We start from the raw sequence: 18138 nt of genomic DNA on the forward strand, positions 1-18138 counted from the left end.
CGCTGTGCAACATGCATCATTTCATCGACAGGCGCGCCAATCCGAAGGGCAAGAGCCTCGGGAACCGCCAGCGGTTCCTGCGGCGGGCCCGGGAGAATATTAAGGAGCGCGTCGACCAGTCGGTCCGGGGGAAATCAATCCAAAGCGGAAGCGGTGTCCCGGACGAAGGCGAAAAGGTCACCATCCCGACACGGGGGCTGAAGGAGCCGCGGTTCTTTCATTCCTCCAAGGGCGGGCTGCGCCGCCATGTTCTGCCCGGCAACAAGGATTTTGTTGTCGGCGACACTATCAAGCGCCCGCAGGGCGGTGCCGGGGAGGGCGGCCGCAAGGCTTCAGAGGACGGTGACGGCGAGGACGAGTTTTCCTTCACTCTGACTCAGGAAGAATATCTGGAAATCCTGTTCGACGGGCTGGAACTGCCGGATCTGGTGGAAAAGGCCACGGTGGAGACTGAGACGATCGGCACCCGCCGAGCCGGCCTGACAACTGCCGGAACGCCCAACAACCTCAATCTGGTGCGCACCATGCGCAACTCGCTGGGCCGCCGGATCGCCCTGCAGCGTCCCACCACCAAATCCCAGCGCGATTTGGAAGAGCAGATCGCCGAACTGGAGGCGCTTGATGACCGCACGCCGCCGCAGGAGGAATTCCTGGAGGCGCTGAGGAAGAAGCTCGACGGCATTGTCCGCAAGCGCAAGGTGGTCGGCTATATCGACCCGCTGGACCTGCGCTACGACACCTTTGTGCCCGAGAAGATCCGCAACTCCCGCGCGGTGGTATTCTGCCTGATGGACGTCTCCGGCTCGATGCAGGAGCGCGAGAAGGACCTGGCAAAACGGTTCTTCCTGCTGCTGCACCTGTTTCTGGAACGCTGCTATGAGCACACCGAACTGGTGTTCGTGCGCCATACTCACCACGCGCAGGAAGTGGATGAGGAGACCTTTTTCTACGCCCGTGAAACCGGTGGCACCATCGTGTCGACCGCTCTGGAGAAAATGAAGGAGATCATCGACGAGCGTTATCCGCCGGATGAGTGGAACATCTACGGCGCCCAGGCCTCTGACGGGGAGAACTTCGGCAACGACTCCGCGCGCTGCAAGAATCTGCTGCTGAAGGATCTGCTGCCGGTCAGCCAGTTTTACGCCTATGTGGAGATTGTCGATGAGGCGGCGGAGATGCTGCTGAACAATCCGGAAGCAGGCGAAGACCTGTGGCAGAACTACCGCGAGGTGAAGAGCCAGGCCCCGCATTTCGAAATGCAGCGGGTATCGCAGCCCGGCCATATCTATCCAATTTTCCGGGAGTTCTTCCTCCCCAAGGTGAAAGGGGTGCAGAATGCAGGCAGCTGAAAAGGCGCGCGTGCCGCTGTTCGACGGGCCGGAATGGACCTTTGAACTGATGGAAAGGGCGCGCGACGCGATCGAGCGGATCGCGCTCGAAGACCTCGGGCTGGATGTCTACCCCAACCAGATCGAGATCATCTCTGCGGAGCAGATGCTGGATGCCTATTCCTGCGTCGGCCTGCCGCTGATGTATCAGCACTGGTCCTTCGGCAAGCATTTTGCCCGTGACGAGGCGTTGTACCGGACCGGCCGCCAGGGGCTGGCCTATGAGATCGTGATCAACTCCAACCCCTGCATCAGCTACAACATGGAAGAAAACACCATGGCGATGCAGACCCTGGTGATGGCGCACGCGGCCTTTGGGCATAACCATTTCTTCAAGAACAATTATCTGTTTCAGCAATGGACCGACGCGTCGGGCATTCACGACTACCTGGCCTTCGCCAAGAATTACATCACCGCCTGCGAGGAGCGCTATGGCCTCAGCGCGGTGGAAGAAGTGCTGGACGCCGCCCATGCGCTGCAGTCCCAGGGCGTGTTCCGCTATGGCCGCCCGCCTAAACCGACCAGCGAGGAACTGGTCGCGATGCAGAAGGTGCGCGAAGGCTATGAAAGCAGCCAGAGCGTGCTGGACATCTGGACCGACAGCACCTTGGGCCGCGACAAGCTGAAAGAAGCCGAGGATGCCTCGTTCAGCGCGCGCCGCAAGCAGATGAACCTGCCGCAGGAAAATCTGCTGTATTTTCTGGAAAAGCACAGCCCGGTGCTGGAGCCCTGGCAGTGCGAGATCCTGCGTATCGTGCGGATGCTGGCGCAGTATCTGTATCCGCAGAAGCAGACCAAAGTGATGAACGAGGGCTGCGCGACCTTCGTGCATTACTACATCATCAACAAGCTGTATGAGCAGGGCCAGATCACCGAAGGCGCCTATATGGAAATGCTGCACAGCCATACCAATGTGGTGATGCAGCCGGAATATGACGATCCGCGTTATTCGGGCATCAACCCTTATGCGCTGGGCTTTGCGATGATGCAGGACATACGCCGCATCTGCCAGGACCCGACCGATGAGGACCGGGAGTGGTTCCCGGACTTTGCGGGCAATCCGGACTGGCGCGGGGTGCTGCGCGATGCCTGGGCGAACTACCGCGACGAAAGCTTTATCCAGCAGTTCCTGTCGCCGAACCTGATCCGCAAGTTCAAGCTGTTCACGCTGACCAATGACGCGGATCTGCCCAATCTGGTTGTCAGCCAGATCCACAACCGCGCGGGCTATAAGGCGATCCGCCGCGATCTGGCCAAGCAGTATGACCTGGCCTATCTGGAGCCTGATATCCAGGTGACCGATGCGGACCTGCGCGGCGACCGGGAGCTGAAGCTGACCCATACCGTGCGCGATGGCATCCACCTGGATGAAGAGGATCAGGAAGAGGTGCTCAAGCACCTGCGCCGGCTTTGGGGCTATGGCGTCAGGCTGGATGCGGTCGAGGCCTCGACCGAGGACTGATCCTCATGTGCGGGCCCGGCCTTGTCCTTGGGGCGGGGTGAACACCGCAAGCGCTTAGCACCCAAAATGAAAACGCAGGCCCGGGGGCCTGCGTTTCAAGGTTTGGCATTCGGCCGGGATCAGAACTCCACCACGGCGCGGATGGATTTACCCTCGTGCATCAGATCGAAGCCTTCGTTGATCTGATCCAGGGTCAGCTTGTGGGTGATCATCGGGTCGATCTCGATTTTGCCGTCCATGTACCAGTCGACGATCTTGGGCACGTCGGTGCGGCCGGAGGCGCCGCCGAAGGCGGTGCCCTTCCAGACCCGGCCGGTGACCAGCTGGAACGGGCGGGTGGCAATCTCGGCACCGGCCGGCGCCACGCCGATGATGATGCTTTCACCCCAGCCCTTGTGGGCGCATTCCAGCGCAGTGCGCATCACCTGCACGTTGCCGGTGGCGTCAAAGGTATAATCCGCGCCGCCACCGGTCAGTTCGACCAGATGCGCCACCAGGTCGCCGTCGACCTCGGCCGGATTGACAAAATCGGTCATGCCGAATTTCTTCGCCATTTCCACCTTGCCCGGGTTCAGGTCGACGCCGACAATCTGGTCGGCACCGGCAAGCCGCAGGCCCTGGATTACATTGAGGCCGATACCGCCGAGGCCGAAAACCACCGCGCGGGAGCCGATTTCGACCTTAGCGGTGTTGATCACCGCGCCGATGCCGGTGGTGACGCCGCAGCCGATGTAGCAGACCTTGTCGAACGGCGCGTCCTCACGGATTTTCGCCAGCGCGATTTCCGGCACCACGGTGTGGTTCGCGAAGGTCGAGCAGCCCATGTAATGATGGATCGGGGTGCCGTCCTGCATCGAAAAGCGGGTGGTGCCGTCCGGCAGCAGGCCCTGGCCCTGGGTCGAGCGGATCGCCTGGCACAGGTTGGTTTTGGGGTTGAGGCAGTATTCGCACTCGCGGCATTCCGGCGTGTAGAGCGGGATCACGTGGTCGCCGGGCTTCAGCGAGGTGACGCCTTCGCCGACCTCGACCACGACGCCCGCGCCCTCATGGCCCAGGATCGCCGGGAAGATGCCCTCGGGGTCATCGCCCGAGCGGGTGAATTCGTCGGTGTGGCACAGGCCGGTTGCCTTGATTTCCACCAGAACCTCGCCCGCTTTGGGGCCTTCGAGGTTCACCTCCATGATTTCCAGCGGTTTGCCGGGGGCAACCGCAACGGCGGCGCGGGTCTTGATCATGTGACTGGTCCTTCGTCCATATTCTCCGGGACCGGGCCGCCGCAGGGCGGGACCGGGGTGAAGGCGTTGCCAGCGGCAGCACCGCGGGTCTGAATGACCCAGCGTTACATTTGCAGTCCGGCGCACGCAAGCATTGCCTCGGCACCCTAACAGTCCCGGCGCGCAGGGCTTTGCCTTGAATGCGACAGCTGAGCGGCGGTCCGCGCCATCTGCTGATGTGAAAAAAGCTGCCGATTCCAGCGCCTTGCCTGCAGGCTTCCAGTTTCGGGAAGGAATCTTGCTTCGGGGCCTTGACCTTCCTCTGACTGGAACCCTCATATGAACTCACATAGGACAAAACCCGCAGGTCTCCCATGTCAGAAAACACCGCTGTATCACTGCAAATCACCAACCTGAGCTGCGCAGGCTGCGCCGGGCGCGCCGAACGTGCCCTGGCGGCGGTCGACGGGGTCAAGACGGCCTCGGTGAACCTTGCAAACGCAACCGGCCAGGTCGAGGCCGCGCCTCAGGTGGAACTGGTTCAGCTGACGGACGCGCTCAAATCCGCGGGCTACCCGGCGGCAGAGTCTGAGGTCACCTTGGCCCTCAGCGGAATGACCTGCGCGTCTTGCGTGGGACGGGTGGAACGGGCGTTGCTGGCGGTGCCAGGCGTGCTGGAGGCACGCGTCAACCTGGCCAGCGAAAGCGCGCAAGTCCGGTTCCTTACCGGGGCGGTCCGGGCCGCCGATCTGGCCCGCACGGTGACAGAAGCGGGCTATCCGGCGCGCCTGAGCAGTGGGGCACCGGACGAGGCGGAGCAGGCAAGCCAGCGCAAGGCGGACGAGATCGCCGCGCTGGGCCGGCAGGTTCTGATCGCCGCGGTGCTGACGCTGCCCGTCTTCCTGATTGAGATGGGCGGCCACATGATCCCGGCGCTGCATCACTGGGTGGCGGCCAATATCGGTATGCAGAACAGTTACTTGCTGCAATTTGCCCTGACCACCCTGGTGCTGGCAGGGCCGGGGCGGCAATTTTATACCAAAGGCTTCCCGGCACTGTTCCGGGGGGCGCCGGACATGAACGCGCTGGTGGCGCTGGGCACCTCCGCCGCCTATGGGTTCTCGGTCATTTCCACCTTTGCACCTGGGCTGCTGCCCGCAGGCACAGCGAATGTGTATTACGAGGCCGCTGCAGTGATCGTGGTGCTGATCCTGACGGGCCGGTACCTGGAGGCGCGCGCCAAGGGGCGCACCGGCGCGGCTATCCGCAAGCTGGCCGGGCTGCAGCCGAAAACCGCCATGGTCGTTGCTGCTGGCGAGGCGGTGGAAACCCCGGTGGAAGAGATCGGGGCAGGGGACCTGATCCGGGTCCGCCCGGGTGAGCGCATCGCGGTGGACGGCGAGATCGTCTCGGGCAGCTCCTACATCGACGAAAGCATGATCAGCGGCGAGCCGGTGCCGGTGGCAAAAGCTCCGGGCGATGAGGTGACCGCGGGCACCATCAACGGCAATTCGGCGCTGGAATTCCGCGCCACCCGGGTCGGTCGCGACACCGTGCTGGCGCAGATCATCCGCATGGTGGAGCAAGCCCAGGGCGCCAAGCTGCCGGTGCAGGGGCTGGTCGACCGCATTACCCTTTGGTTCGTGCCCGCGGTGATCGTGGTTGCGGCGCTCACGGTTCTGGCCTGGTCGCTGTTCGGCCCTGCACCGTCGCTGCCGCTGGCCTTGGTGGCGGGTGTTTCGGTGCTGATCATTGCGTGCCCTTGCGCCATGGGGCTGGCCACGCCGACCTCGATCATGGTCGGGATCGGGCGCGCCGCGCAGATGGGGGTGCTGTTCCGCAAGGGCGACGCGCTCCAGCGGTTGCAGGAAGTGCAGGTGGTGGCGCTCGACAAGACCGGAACGCTGACCGAAGGCCGCCCGGCATTGACCGCATTGATCTGCGCTGAGGGCTTCACCCGCGAGGAGGTCCTGCGGCTGGCCGGCGCGGCGGAGGCGCAGTCGGAACATCCCATCGCGCGCGCCATCACGGCTGCTGCGGGCAAGGGGCTGCCCAAGCCGGAGGCTTTTGAGGCGATCCCGGGTTACGGCCTGCGGGCGCAGGTCGAGGGGCGTGAGGTTCTTGTTGGCGCGGCCCGGCTGATGGTGCGCGAAGGCATTTCGATGGACGGGCTGGACGCTGAGGGTCAGCGGCTGGCGGAGCGTGGTGAAACCCCGCTGTACGCAGCCATTGACGGGCAGGCGGCGGCGGTTATTGCGGTGGCCGATCCGGTCAAGCCGGGCACTCCGGCGGCGATTAAGGCGTTCCATGACCAGGGGCTGAAGGTGGCGATGATCACCGGTGATGCCGCAGCTACTGCGCGGGCAATTGCCGCACGGCTTGGCATTGATGCGGTGAAGGCGGAATGTCTGCCGGCGGATAAGGTAACCGCGATTGCGGAACTGCAGCAGGAGCACGGCACGCTGGCCTTTGTCGGCGATGGCATCAATGATGCGCCGGCGCTGGCGTCGGCGGATGCGGGCATCGCGATCGGCACCGGCACAGATGTGGCGATCGAAGCCGCCGATGTGGTGCTGGTCTCCGGCGATCTGCGCGGGGTGGTGAATGCGCTGACCGTCAGCCGCGCCACCATGCGCAACATCCGCCAGAACCTGGGCTGGGCGTTTGGCTATAACGTGCTGCTGATCCCGGTGGCTGCGGGCGTGCTCTATCCCTTTGGCGGGCCGCTGCTGTCGCCGGCGCTGGCGGCGGGCGCGATGGCGCTGTCGAGTGTCTTTGTGCTGTCCAATGCCCTGCGCTTGCGCCGCCTGACACCTGCCATAGATGAGGAGCAGTCCGTATCTCCGGCCAAGGAAGCCGCTAAGCAGGAGGCGCGCGCATGAACATCGGGGACGTCTCCAGCCGCTCGGGCCTGCCCGCCAAGACCATCCGCTATTACGAGGACATCGGCCTGATCAAACCGCACCGCAGCGCCAACGGTTACCGCTGCTTTGCCGAGACCGATCTGCACAAGCTGGCGTTTCTGGGCCGGGCGCGGGCGCTGGGCTTCACGATTGAGGACTGCCGCACCCTGATGGCGCTTTACGAGGACGAAAGCCGCGCCAGCGCCGACGTGAAACAGCTGGCGCTGGAGCATCTGGCCAAGATCGAGGAAAAGATCGCCGACCTGCAGGCGATGCGCGATACGCTGGGGGAGCTGGTCAGCAGCTGCGCAGGCGACAGCCGCCCGGATTGCCCGATTCTGAAGGACCTGTCCGGCGAGGGGTGATCCGGCTGGCGGGGCAGGCAGTCGGCTGGGATCTCCCGCGCCCGCGGCTGCCCTGACGGGACGCCTGGCAGCCTTGGGCATGGCTTCGGGCCGCCGGCCCGAAGCCATGCCCTCAGGCTGGGCGCAGCTCCAGGATCTCGCGGGCCTGCTGCCAGGTGGCGACGGGGCGCTCATATTTCTCGCACAGGTCTGCCGCGCGTTTCACCAGCGCCGCGTTGGAGGGTGCAAGCGTCTCGCGGTCGAGCCGCATGTTGTCCTCCAGCCCGGTGCGCGTATGGCCGCCTGCGGCGATGGACCATTCGTTGACCAGGATCTGCCCCGGCCCGACACCGGCGCCGCACCACTGGGCCTCAGGTGCCAGCCGCTGCATGGTTTTGACGTAGTAGTCGAACACGTCCTTATCCACCGGCATCGCGTTCTTCACCCCCATCACGAACTGGACGTAAAGCGTGCCGGGAATGCGTCCCTCGCGGTTCATCTTCACCGCCTGGTGGATATGCGACAGGTCAAAGGCCTCAATCTCCGGCTTCACCTCATAGGTCCGCATCTCAGAGGCGAGCCAGTCCACCAGGTCGGGGGAGTTCTCGTAGACGCGGGTGGGGAAGTTGTTGGAGCCCACGGACAGCGACGCCATGTCGGGACGCAAGGGCAGCATCCCCCCGCGCTCGCGCCCGGCGCCGGAGCGGCCGCCGGTCGATAGCTGGATGATCATGCCGGGGCAGTGCTTCTGCAAACCTTCCATCAGGCGCGCGAACTTCTCCGGGTCCGAGGTTGGCGTCTGGTCGTCGTTGCGCACATGGCAATGGGCAATCGAAGCGCCGGCCTCAAACGCCTCTTGAGTGCTTTCGAGCTGTTCCGAAATGGTGACGGGCACCGCCGGGTTGTTCTCCTTGGTCGGGACCGAGCCGGTAATGGCGACGCAGATAATGCAGGGTTTGCTCATGGAATTCCCCTTCAGATGTCGAAAAACACGGTTTCATCCTCGCCTTGCAGGCGGATGTCGAAGCGGTAGACGGGCTTGCCGCCGCGTTCGCTGCGGCCGGCAATCAGGGTGGACCGGCGGCGCTCCCACTCTATCACATTCAGCACCGGGTCTGCCGCATTGGCCTCGCCCTCATCCTCAAAATAGAGCCTTGTGTTCAGCCCCACGTTGATGCCTCGGGCCACAATCCACAGGTTGATGTGCGGTGCCATCATCTGCCCGCCCCGGCCCAGGACCAGCCCCGGTTTCACCGTGTCAAAACCCCATTCACCGGTCTCGAAATCCGTGATCACCCGGCCCCAGCCGCGGAACCCCTCCTCTACATCGCCTGGGTGCTCAGGGTGGGCATAGATGCCCTCCGCATTGGCCTGCCAGGCCTCCAGCAGCACGTCCTTGACCGGCGAGCCAGTGCCGTCAACCACTACGCCCTCGACCCGGATCCGCTCTCCCTTGGCGCCGGGGCCGGCAATCTCCCAGCCTAGCTCCTGGTCGTAGATCTGGAATCCCGCCGCGCCGGGCGCGAGGCCGATATGGACGTAAGGGCCAGCGGTCTGCGAGGGGGTTTCCTTCAGATAATCAAGGCGCCGAGGCATCAGTTCCCCTCCAGCCGGTTTTCAAACAGAGTGGACCGCCGCCCGCGCAGCACGATGTCAAAGCGGTAGGCGATGGTGTCCAGCGGAATGGTCGCGTTCATGTCGAGCCGGGCAATCAGCATCTCCACTGCCTCATGATCCGGAATGGTGTTCACGATCGGGCAGCGCGCAATCAGCGGATCGCCTTCAAAATACAGCTGGGTGATCAGCCGCTGGGCAAAGCCGGTTCCGAAGACCGAAACGTGGATATGCGCCGGGCGCCAGTCGTTCACCCAGTTGCGCCAGGGGTAGGCGCCGGGTTTCACTGTGCGGAAATGGTAGCAGCCGTTTTCATCCGTCAGCGTCCGGCCGCAGCCGCCGAAATTCGGATCCAGCGCGCCGAGGTAGGTGTCCTTCTTGTGCCGGTAGCGGCCGGAGGCATTGGCCTGCCAAATCTCCACCAGCGTGTTCGGCACAGGCCGCGCGTTTTCATCCAGAACCCGGCCATGCACGATAATGCGCTCGCCGATCGGACTTTCGCCGGGCTGGGCGAAGTTGCTCAGCAGGTCATTGTCGGTGGCATTGATATCGTTATGTCCGAATACCGGGCCGGTGATCTCGCTGGCAGTGTTTTCCAGGCTGATCAGCGGAAACTGCGGCGAGCGGGTGACCGAGGTTTTGTAGTCCTGCGAGAGGGCAGGCGGATGCCAGCGGCGGTCGCGCTGATAAAATTCTCCCTGTTTCGGCGGTGTGCTCATGCGGGTTCCTCTCCTTCAGCTGCCATTGCGGCATAGGTCTCCTTGGCCAGTTTCAGCGCCTGATTGGCGCGCGGCACGCCGGCATAGATGGCCACATGCTGGAACGCTTCCTGCACGTCTGCCTGGCTGGCGCCGGTGCGGGCGGTGGCGCGAATGTGCATCGGGATCTCAGCGAAATTACCGGTCGCCGCCAGCAGCGCCAGTGTCAGCATCGACCGTTCCCGCAAGGATATCCGGTCCGACGCCCAGACCGTGCCCCAGGCGGCCTCAGTAATCAGCTCCTGAAATGGCTGGTCCAGTGGGGTCTTGGCGGTCTCGGCGCGGTCCACATGGGCATCGCCCAGCACCCTGCGCCGGACCTGCATGCCGCGGTCGTATCGGTCTTGCGTCATTGCGATCTCCCTTTGCTTGGGAGTATCGCATACCGCAGGTGAGCTGTATAATCCCCAGTCAGGCATAAAGTGATACCAAAAGTGATATGCGACTTTCGTCCTCTTTGAAGCTGCGCCATCTTGAAGTCTTCGTCGAAGTGGCCCGAAAGATGAGCGTTACCCAGGCGGCCGAGGCGCTGGGCATGACCCAGCCGGCGGTCACCCGGGCGCTGCGCGAATTGGAGGCAGTTTGCGGCAAGCCGCTGGTGGAGAAACATGGGCGTGGCATCCGGCTCAGCAGCTATGGCGAGTTGTTCCGGGACCATGCCGGACGCAGCCTGGCGCTGGCGCGTGACGGGGTGGCGCTGTTGCAGGGGCTGGGCGAGGCGGAAGGGCCGCAGGTGGCTATCGGGGCGCTGCCCACCGTGGCCGCGGACCTGGTGCCGGACACGCTGGCGCAGCTGCGTGCAGGCAGTGCGCCGGGCCGTTTCATGGTGATGTCCGGCGGCAATCACTATCTGATCGACCAGCTGCGCCGCGGTAGTCTGGATGTGGTGGTCGGCCGGCTGCCTGCGCCGGAAACCATGGCCGGGGTAGAGTTCGACCCTTTGTACCGCGAGCGCGTGGCGGTGGTGGTCGCGAAAAGCCACCCGCTGGCCGGAGTTGCCCATCTGCCGCCGGGTGTGTTTGACGACTACCCGGTGCTGATGCCGTCCGAAGGCTCTATAATCCGCCCCTTCGTCGAGCGGATGTTTCTGGAGCAGGGGCTGGCGCTGCCGCGCTTCCCGGTCGAGACGGTGTCCCCTTCGTTCGGCCGGCGCTTTGTGCTGGCGCATCAGGCGGTCTGGGTCATCAGCCACGGCGTGGTGCGGCCTGATCTGGAGGCTGGAACCATGACGGTGCTGCCGGTGAACACCGACAGCACTTTAGGCCCGGTTGGACTGTGCACCCGCCGTGAGCATCAGCTCAGCCCCGCCGCGCAGCGGTTTTGCGCCGCGCTGCGCAGCCATTGCGCCGCTCTGGGCTTCACTTGAAGTCATTGCGGGCAGCCCTGCGGCAATGCAGGCGTTTCCCTTTGGCTCGTCACACTATATAATTCATCAAATGCGATATTTGCATTTGATGCGGACTGAGTGAAGCGGGAGGAGAGGTCATGGCCTTGAGCAGACGGAATTTCGGCCTGGCGGCTGCGGCGGGGCTGGCTGCGGCGGCGGCACCCGGATGGGCTCCGGCCCGGATCGCGCTGGGGGCGAAGAGGATTGAAACGCTGTCGGACGGCCACCTTACCCTGCCGCAGGAGTTCGTCTTTGGCGGGCTTGACCCGGAAGCGCTTCAGCCGCTGCTGCAGAGCCACGGGATCGGGGACGGGCCGCTGACGCCGGAGGTCAATGTGACCCTGCTCAGGGACGAGGGCCGGGTGGTGCTGTTTGACGCGGGCTCCGGGCCCGGGTTTCAGAACAGCGCGGGCAAGCTCCCTATGGCGCTGGAAGCCATCGGTGTCGCCCCGGAGGAGGTAACGCATGTGGTCTTTACCCATTGCCATCCGGATCACCTCTGGGGGGTGCTGGATGATTTCGACGATGTGCTGTTTCCCGAAGCTGTTTTTCTGATGGGCCAGGGCGAATGGGACTATTGGTACGATCCGGACACCGCCGCCAGCATCGGCAGCAGCCGCGCTGCCATGGCCGCCGGGGCCCGCCGCCGGATGGAGGTGCTGGAAGACAGGATGCAGCTGTTCGCCGATGGCACGGAAATCCTGCCTGGTGTTGCCGCCCAGGCCACCCGCGGCCACACGCCGGGGCATATGTCCTTCGAGATCCGCAGCGGCAGTGAAAGTGTTCTGATCCTGGGGGACGCAATTGGCAATGACCATGTCAGTTTCGCTGAACCGACCTGGCCGGTTGGCTCTGATCAAGACCCCCAGACTGCGGCTGCGACGCGCTTGCGCCTGCTGGACCAGCTGGCGTCGGAGCAAATGCGGCTGATCGGTTACCATCTGCCTGGCGGCGGAATCGGGCGGGCGGAGCGATCCGGCAGCGGTTACCGCTTCGTGCCTGAGGGTTAGGGGCGGGGCTTTTTGCCGGTGCCGCCGGTGCGGCCAGCCCTGGTGCTTTCCGGCGGGGCCTGAGCTTGCCGTTCCGGACTGAACCGCGCGGCCAGTGCTCCACCAGGCTGGTCAGGCCCAAGCCGGTCTGAATCAGCCCCCGGCAAGGAGGCCAAGCCTGCTCAGTATTCTAAGCTTGCAGCCGCCAGGTGTCCTCATGCTCCAGGCTGCTGCTGTCCTGCCCGGGCTCTGCAGCTTGGGTGCGGAAGGCGCCGATGGCTCCCGCCATGGCCTGAGCTTCCCTGGACAGGCCCAGGCTGGAGGAGGTGACCTCCTCGAACAATGCCGCGTTGCGGGTGGTGGCGTCATCAAGATTGGCCATCGCCGTATTAATCTCCTGAAGACTTCCGGACTGTTCGGAGGACGCCTGGGAAATGGACTTCATCAGGTCGGCTGCGCTGGCGACGGAGGCGGAGATTTCGCCGATTGCCGCGCGGGTTTGTTCGACCAGATCCGCGCCAAGCTCAACGTTCTGGCCGGCTTCATCCACAAGCGCAGCGATTTCCGTGGCGGCCTCCTTGGACCGGTGCGCCAGAGTCCGCACTTCGGAGGCGACGACGGCAAAGCCTTTGCCGACAGTGCCGGCGCGGGCCGCTTCGACGCCAGCATTCAGCGCCAGCAGATTCGTCTGCTGGGCAATTGCCTCGATCATGCCGATGATCCGGGAAATCTTCTCGGAACTGTCCTTGATCGCTTCCATCGCGCCGTAGGTCCGCTTCACCACCTCAATGCTCTCGCTGGCATTCTGGCGCGCCGCCTCCACCGAGGCAGAAGCCTCGCCCGAGGCCTGGGCGGTGCCGGCGATGGAAACCGAAAGCTGGTTCACCGCAGCCGCTGTTCCGGCCAGGGTCTGCGCGGTGTGCTCTGAACGCTCGGAAAGGTTGCGGGAGGCCGATGAGATTTCGGTGCTGCCGCCGGCAATCGACTGGCCGCTGGTGCTGAGGCTGCGCACCGAGGCTTCCAGCTTTTCAAGGGCCGCGTTGAAGTCATCGCGCAATTTGGCATAGCCCTCGCCCATTTCGCCGCGGATGCGGTAGGTGAGATCCCCCTGGGACAGCCGCTCCAGACCGCTGCCGATGGCTGTCACCGCGGCCGTCTGCTCGGCCACGCGCGCCTCGCGCTCAGCTTCGGCTGCGGCCTCTACTTCGGCTTTTTGCACCAGCCCGTCGCGGAACACCGACAGCGCCGTTGCGATGCGGTAGATTTCATCGCTGGAACGCTCATAACCGGTCACCGGGCGCAGATTCCCCGCAGCCAGCCGTTCAGTTGTGCCGCTGATGTCGGCCAGCGGGCGCAGGATGAGGATCCGGGTCAGGACCAGTGCTGCCAGGAACACCGCCGCCGCCACAGCCGCCAGGATCTGCAGCTGCCGCTGCGCCGCGGTGACATCGCTGGCAAGCCCATCCGCGATCGAGGCAATCTCCAGCTGGCTTTCAGCGCCGAGCCCGGTCGCCTTGTGGGCAAATTCAAGCACCGCCTCCACAGTGGCCTGCGACGCAACGGCAGCTTCGGCAGCGGCCTCCAGCGCCGCGGCCTTGAACACCGGCAGGCCTTGGGAGGGGTCGGCCAGCGCGATCATCCCTTCCAGCTCCTGGGCGAAAACCCCGTCATTGAACCCGCTGTAGCCCGCCAGCGCAGCGGCGGCTTCCTGCAGCGGTCCGACAGCGGCCCGGGCGGCGGAAATCTGATGCGCGGCGGCCATGTCCAGCGCGGCGACCTGGAAGGCGCTGATCCAGCCATTGATTTCCAGCAGCTGCTGCAGAACGCCGACCTGGTTGTCCAGCAGGCCCTGGATGGCGGTGCGGTTGTCGGCGCTGGCCTGGGTCGCCGCAACTGACAGGGTGAACACCATCCGCTCCATCGACTGGGTCAGCGGGCGCACGCTGGCGTTGCGGGCAGCCAGCACATCTTTGCGGCTGTCTTTCAGCTCCTTGCGGCTGGCCGTCAGCGTATATCGGAACAGCTCAACGGACTCGCGGACCTTTTTCGCCCGGACGGCATCCAGGCCCAGCTCCTCGAGACGGCCCAAAACCGGCTCCAGCCGCTTTAATGCGTCCTTGGCCATTTTCTTGAGCTCCCGTTTGGTAGGCACGTCGCGCACGTGCCCGAGCGCCAGTGCCGCTCCGGACAGGATGCTGATGTCCGCCCGCGCTTCCAGCAGCGTCTGCAGGCCGCCGAATTGCTGTTCCACCAGATTGTTAAGGACCTCATCGACCTGGATGATGGTCTCTTCGCCGCCTGCCATCAGGCTGTCGCGGGCTTCGGAGGCGACCATGACAAGTTTGTTCTGCAGCGTCTGGCTCAGGGTTTGCAGGCTGGCGGTCTGGGCGTCGATCGAGGCTTGATTTTGAAAGGCGCCCTTGCGTGCCGCAATCAGGTTGCTGAGCATTTCAGCAGCGGCGGCTTCCTCCGGCGCGAACAGAGCCTGTTCTCCGGCGGGCAGCTCCGCAACAGTGTCGTCGAGATTTGCGATAGCGGCGGCGGCCTGTTCCTCGGCCTGGGCCAGGTCCTCAACCGATCCGGCCTGCAAAACGCCGATCATCGTATTCTTGGCCCGGCTTGCAGCGTTCACCAGCCGGCTGCTCATCTCCAGCTGCGGGACCTTCTCCTGCGTCAGAACTTCCATCTGGCGGCCGGTCTGCGAAAACACCAGAGTGACCAGAATTCCCCCTGCGGCACAGGCCGCGCCCATCGTCATCAGAATAAGCGTGATCTTGGCGCCGATGCTGGAAAACAGCCGGAAACGGCGCCGTGCAGGAAGGTCATTTTTAATCGTCATAGTCTCACCCAAGGCATCCGTCCGCTTTCATCCGAGCCTGGGCCAGTCAGGGAGGCACCCCGCTGGCGCGAAGGTCAGGCCAGGTATTAAAGGTGCAGGTCCACTGCCGCGCAGCACCCGCTCTCTCCGTTAGAAGGGCGGAAAGAATCTAAAAAAAGCATGAGCAGAGGCGGGAAAGTCAGTTGCATTTTACCGGCCGCCACTTTGTGCGGCGGCGCTGGGCGGGGGGGGGCTGCGGATGCCCTCAGGGCTGCGCCTAGAAAGATTCCGAGAGCCGCCGCATGGCGTGCAAGGGCAGGTTCACGGTATCTGCCGCCGGACGGTAGCCGCTCAGCGGGTCGAACTCATGGCGGATCTGGCCGCCCTCGCGGCAGGAAGTCAGTAGAACCGGGCGGTCATTGACCCGCTCGCCTGACACCGAGACCGGCAATGTGCCGGTGAGCCAGCCGCCATAGCTGACGGCGCCATTGGGGCCGCGGATGACAATCTCAAAATAGTCCAAGGCTGCCATGCGGAATATGAGGTCCGGCGCGCCTTCCAGTTTGCCGCCAAGATGCCCGACCGTCAGCTCTGCGCCGATCAGATTGCTGACTGAGTACCCCCAGCGGTGCATGAAGTCTTCCACAATGCCGAGAATTTCCTGCGTCCGCTCTTCGGGCTGCACAGCCGGGCCGAAGTCAGAGAAACGCCGATCAAATGCCAGTACTGTGCTCACGCCTTCTCCCTGCACCGTCCTTTACGGATCATTATCTGCCCGGTCACCCGCCGGGTCTTGGCGGATGCTAGCACGCTTGGCCTGGTCTTCAGATAAAAGATTCCGTTCGGATGCGCATTTCCCCGCGTCACCCTGCGGCTGAGAAGGAGTATTGTCCGGCCGGGGCTATTCAGGCACCCCGGCCCGCCGCAGCGCAGAGGCCCATTCCGGTCCGGCCGGGCTCATTGCGGCCGGGTTGTCGCGCTGGAATTGCGACAGGCAGAATTTCGGCGCTGCCTCAAGCAATGTCTGCACCGTGGACCGGGCTTCGTCGTCCCGGCCGGACATCTGCAGGGCAATCGCCTTGGAGCGCAGCGGCACCGGGAAGGCGCCCTTGGCCTCCAGCGAGCGGTCGGCCAGTTCGATCGCCCGGCCGTAGTTGCGGGCAGACAGATGCGCGAGGGCCGAGATCGCGTCGAAGTAGTAGCGCTGCGGCCCCAAAGGGGTCAGCTGACGGGCCGCGTCTGTCATCTGCACCGCCTCGTCCGGCATGTCCTGATAGGCCAGCGTCGCCCCTTTCAGCAGCAGCGCCAGGGCTTCGTTCGGGTTGTCGCGCAGAGCCAGGTCATACGCATCCTGCGCCAGATCGAACCGGAAGGTCAGGTGGCTGGAGATGAGCCCCTTGAGCGTATGGGCCAGTGAAAAGGCGGGCGCCCCTTCGATGGCCGCTTCCGCCATCCTGCTGGCGAGGCGGCTGTCTTCCTCCCGATTCGGCGAAAGCCCTTTCTCAACCCGCATCACGTGCCAGAAGCCCATCCAGGTGAGCGGCAGCGCATGTTTCGGCTCCCGCTCCAGCAGATGGGACAGGATCTCATGCGCCCGCTGGAATTTCCGCACGTCCATTTCCTGCATCAGCGAAATTGCGGCCATCAGCAGCACATGGCTTTCCAGCGCCTTCAGCGGCTTGAACCCGGCCAGGCGGACCGCCTCGCCTGCAGCGCTTTGGCCGATCTGCAGCGTGGCGTTCCGGAGCACTGAACTGCGTCCCTCCAGCAGGCTGCTCTTGCTGCCTTCGAAGCTGCGTGACCAGATCACCTTCTCGCGGACCGCATCATGCAGGTCTATTTCCGCGCGGAACCGGCTGCCTTCGCTGGAGACCGTTCCGGAAATCAGATAATCGACCCCTGCGATCGAAGAAACCTCGGCCGGGCGGACCGTGTCCGGGTCAAACTGGCGCGAGGCCAGATAGGAGGTCACTGAAAAGGCCCAGCTGCGCGACAGGTGCCGTGACAGCTCTTCGGACATCAGCGATCCAAGTGGTGCATCCGCCGAGCCCGGCGACCGGTGGACAAAAGGCAAAACCGCAATCGAGGGCAGCAACCTGTCCAGGATCACACGCCCCGGCGTCGCACCGGCGAGCGGCGACGGCTGCGCAGAACTGCGGGCAAACTCCGCCCGGGTCTCCGTCAGCCATGCGTTAAAGACAGTTTCATGAGGCAGCTCAAAGCCTTCCATGAATTCTGCATTGCCCGTGCAGCTGTCCAGCTCCACCCGGGTCAGGTCCAGGATGACCCGTTCGCGGTTGGCAAACAGCAGCTTGGCCGCCTCTGGCCCCAGATGCCGCCGCAGCGTCGACAGAGCCGTGCGCAGGCTCGCCTTGGCCTGCTCCGGTTGCGCCAGGCACCACAGTGTCTTCTCCAGAAAGGCCCGCGTCCGGATCCCTCCGTCGGCTGTGGACAGCAGTGACATCAGCGCCTGATGCTTGGCCCCCAGCTGTACGCTCGCTCCATCCGCGTCAAAGACGCCAAAAGCTCCAAACCGGCAAATCTTGAGAAAGACAGTCATCCGTCAACCCCACTAAACGATTGTTGCATCTGATATTAAACCACCATCACATTGCATTGTCTTTATTTATTTTGCAATTGCTGATTGTAATTTATTGAGCCTTGGGGCGGCGCCATGATGCGCAGTCACGTGGAGGGCTTTCTCAACCTATCATAGTTGACCTTGCGTAAGTCATCAACCGCATCGCTCAGCAGCTGTTCCGCCGACTAAACCGCAGCTTCGCAAGGAGGCTCCTGTTGTATCGAGAGCACTGGCTGCCGCGCACGGAATACGTGCAAACTCTGGCCCTCGGCAGAGCGCGCGGCGGGCAGCCGAAATTTGCCCCATCTGACCAAAGGCGCGGCGGAAGTATGCACAGAGACGCGCGGGGTGAGAGGGCATGGCGCTGACTTCTAGACACCGCGACCGCGGTCATACCGAATTTTCGCAGTGCAAAACCCCAATTATCGAGATGCCGAAACGAAAGAGCCGGTCGCCTGAGTTAAAGGCCGGCTTCAGAGGCGGGGCGCTGACGGGTGCTGGGTGACGGCAACAGTGCGGCGGCCCAAGATGCGGTTCCGAAGGCGGTAGGCGGCGGCCGCGAGGTTCGTCTACTGTGTCGTCAACCTGGCAGTCATCAGGACGACGACGATGGTTCGGCATCGGCGCGGTAACGAACTGTGCTGTCGGCCAGAGCATCTGGTGGAAGGGTCAGCGGCGGA

General features: G+C 64.0%; 14 protein-coding genes. 6 read left to right on the forward strand and 8 right to left on the reverse strand.

From position 1 onward, the window contains the following. The first annotated feature begins 11 nt into the window (after positions 1–11). Together CAER_RS0117780 and CAER_RS0117785 are read left to right on the forward strand one after the other, a co-directional pair. Complete coding sequence (locus CAER_RS0117780) at positions 12–1349, forward strand: YeaH/YhbH family protein (RefSeq protein ID WP_027236627.1); 1338 nt, start codon at positions 12–14, stop codon at positions 1347–1349. After that, positions 1336–2850, forward strand: coding sequence for a SpoVR family protein (locus tag CAER_RS0117785; RefSeq protein ID WP_027236628.1), 1515 nt, complete (start codon positions 1336–1338; stop codon positions 2848–2850). Before CAER_RS0117780 ends, CAER_RS0117785 begins: the two co-directional genes overlap by 14 nt. 119 nt (positions 2851–2969) lie before the next feature. Here the strand turns inward: CAER_RS0117785 and CAER_RS0117790 are convergent, their stop codons facing one another. Then, a complete protein-coding gene (locus tag CAER_RS0117790) occupies positions 2970–4082 on the reverse strand; it encodes an S-(hydroxymethyl)glutathione dehydrogenase/class III alcohol dehydrogenase (protein ID WP_027236629.1) in 1113 nt (370 codons plus the stop codon). A 356-nt stretch (positions 4083–4438) separates the two neighbouring features. Between CAER_RS0117790 and CAER_RS0117795 the strand changes: the two genes are divergently transcribed. Both CAER_RS0117795 and cueR read left to right on the forward strand, forming a co-directional pair. Continuing rightward, positions 4439–6946: a heavy metal translocating P-type ATPase gene (locus tag CAER_RS0117795; protein ID WP_027236630.1), complete on the forward strand. Its 2508-nt coding sequence runs from the start codon at positions 4439–4441 to the stop codon at positions 6944–6946. Further along, entirely contained in the window at positions 6943–7332 is a 390-nt protein-coding gene (gene cueR / locus CAER_RS0117800; RefSeq protein WP_027236631.1) for a Cu(I)-responsive transcriptional regulator, read from the forward strand. Before CAER_RS0117795 ends, cueR begins: the two co-directional genes overlap by 4 nt. A gap of 112 nt (positions 7333–7444) precedes the next feature. Here the strand turns inward: cueR and CAER_RS0117805 are convergent, their stop codons facing one another. The 4 genes from CAER_RS0117805 to pcaC are packed head-to-tail and all read right to left on the reverse strand — an operon-like array spanning position 7445 to position 10036. Beyond that, positions 7445–8275, reverse strand: a complete 831-nt coding sequence (locus CAER_RS0117805) for a beta-keto acid cleavage family enzyme (RefSeq protein ID WP_027236632.1) — start codon at positions 8273–8275, stop codon at positions 7445–7447. A gap of 11 nt (positions 8276–8286) precedes the next feature. Then, on the reverse strand, positions 8287–8907 hold the full coding sequence (pcaG, locus tag CAER_RS0117810; protein WP_027236633.1) for a protocatechuate 3,4-dioxygenase subunit alpha: 621 nt from the start codon (positions 8905–8907) through the stop codon (positions 8287–8289). Next, complete coding sequence (gene pcaH, locus CAER_RS0117815) at positions 8907–9644, reverse strand: protocatechuate 3,4-dioxygenase subunit beta (protein WP_027236634.1); 738 nt, start codon at positions 9642–9644, stop codon at positions 8907–8909. The genes pcaG and pcaH overlap by 1 nt, the downstream gene beginning before the upstream one ends. After that, a complete protein-coding gene (gene pcaC, locus CAER_RS0117820) occupies positions 9641–10036 on the reverse strand; it encodes a 4-carboxymuconolactone decarboxylase (protein WP_027236635.1) in 396 nt (131 codons plus the stop codon). Before pcaC ends, pcaH begins: the two co-directional genes overlap by 4 nt. A gap of 86 nt (positions 10037–10122) precedes the next feature. Here pcaC and pcaQ point away from each other — a divergent pair, with 86 nt between their 5' ends. Both pcaQ and CAER_RS0117830 read left to right on the forward strand, forming a co-directional pair. Beyond that, on the forward strand, positions 10123–11049 hold the full coding sequence (gene pcaQ, locus CAER_RS0117825) for a pca operon transcription factor PcaQ (protein ID WP_027236636.1): 927 nt from the start codon (positions 10123–10125) through the stop codon (positions 11047–11049). A 119-nt stretch (positions 11050–11168) separates the two neighbouring features. Next, positions 11169–12080, forward strand: a complete 912-nt coding sequence (locus CAER_RS0117830; protein ID WP_027236637.1) for an MBL fold metallo-hydrolase — start codon at positions 11169–11171, stop codon at positions 12078–12080. Between the two features lie 169 nt (positions 12081–12249). Here the strand turns inward: CAER_RS0117830 and CAER_RS0117835 are convergent, their stop codons facing one another. From CAER_RS0117835 to CAER_RS0117845, 3 genes are all read right to left on the reverse strand, one after another. Then, positions 12250–14898, reverse strand: a complete 2649-nt coding sequence (locus CAER_RS0117835) for a methyl-accepting chemotaxis protein (RefSeq protein ID WP_027236638.1) — start codon at positions 14896–14898, stop codon at positions 12250–12252. 256 nt (positions 14899–15154) lie between these two features. Continuing rightward, complete coding sequence (locus tag CAER_RS0117840; protein WP_027236639.1) at positions 15155–15613, reverse strand: hypothetical protein; 459 nt, start codon at positions 15611–15613, stop codon at positions 15155–15157. Between the two features lie 165 nt (positions 15614–15778). Then, a complete protein-coding gene (locus tag CAER_RS0117845; RefSeq protein WP_027236640.1) occupies positions 15779–17437 on the reverse strand; it encodes a transcriptional regulator in 1659 nt (552 codons plus the stop codon). Between the last annotated feature and the right edge of the window lie 701 nt (positions 17438–18138).

It is taken from the genome of Leisingera caerulea DSM 24564, from assembly GCF_000473325.1.
Classification (GTDB): Bacteria; Pseudomonadota; Alphaproteobacteria; order Rhodobacterales; family Rhodobacteraceae; genus Leisingera; species Leisingera caerulea.

Excerpts from the sequence above, each read along its gene's own strand:
- CAER_RS0117780 (WP_027236627.1), top strand. The coding sequence starts at position 12 with ATGCATCATTTCATCGACAGGCGCGCCAATCCGAAGGGCAAGAGCCTC.
- CAER_RS0117785 (WP_027236628.1), top strand. The coding sequence starts at position 1,336 with ATGCAGGCAGCTGAAAAGGCGCGCGTGCCGCTGTTCGACGGGCCGGAA.
- CAER_RS0117795 (WP_027236630.1), top strand. The coding sequence starts at position 4,439 with ATGTCAGAAAACACCGCTGTATCACTGCAAATCACCAACCTGAGCTGC.
- cueR (WP_027236631.1), top strand. The coding sequence starts at position 6,943 with ATGAACATCGGGGACGTCTCCAGCCGCTCGGGCCTGCCCGCCAAGACC.
- CAER_RS0117805 (WP_027236632.1), bottom strand. The coding sequence starts at position 8,275 with ATGAGCAAACCCTGCATTATCTGCGTCGCCATTACCGGCTCGGTCCCG.
- pcaG (WP_027236633.1), bottom strand. The coding sequence starts at position 8,907 with ATGCCTCGGCGCCTTGATTATCTGAAGGAAACCCCCTCGCAGACCGCT.
- pcaH (WP_027236634.1), bottom strand. The coding sequence starts at position 9,644 with ATGAGCACACCGCCGAAACAGGGAGAATTTTATCAGCGCGACCGCCGC.
- pcaC (WP_027236635.1), bottom strand. The coding sequence starts at position 10,036 with ATGACGCAAGACCGATACGACCGCGGCATGCAGGTCCGGCGCAGGGTG.
- pcaQ (WP_027236636.1), top strand. The coding sequence starts at position 10,123 with ATGCGACTTTCGTCCTCTTTGAAGCTGCGCCATCTTGAAGTCTTCGTC.
- CAER_RS0117830 (WP_027236637.1), top strand. The coding sequence starts at position 11,169 with ATGGCCTTGAGCAGACGGAATTTCGGCCTGGCGGCTGCGGCGGGGCTG.
- CAER_RS0117835 (WP_027236638.1), bottom strand. The coding sequence starts at position 14,898 with ATGACGATTAAAAATGACCTTCCTGCACGGCGCCGTTTCCGGCTGTTT.
- CAER_RS0117845 (WP_027236640.1), bottom strand. The coding sequence starts at position 17,437 with ATGACTGTCTTTCTCAAGATTTGCCGGTTTGGAGCTTTTGGCGTCTTT.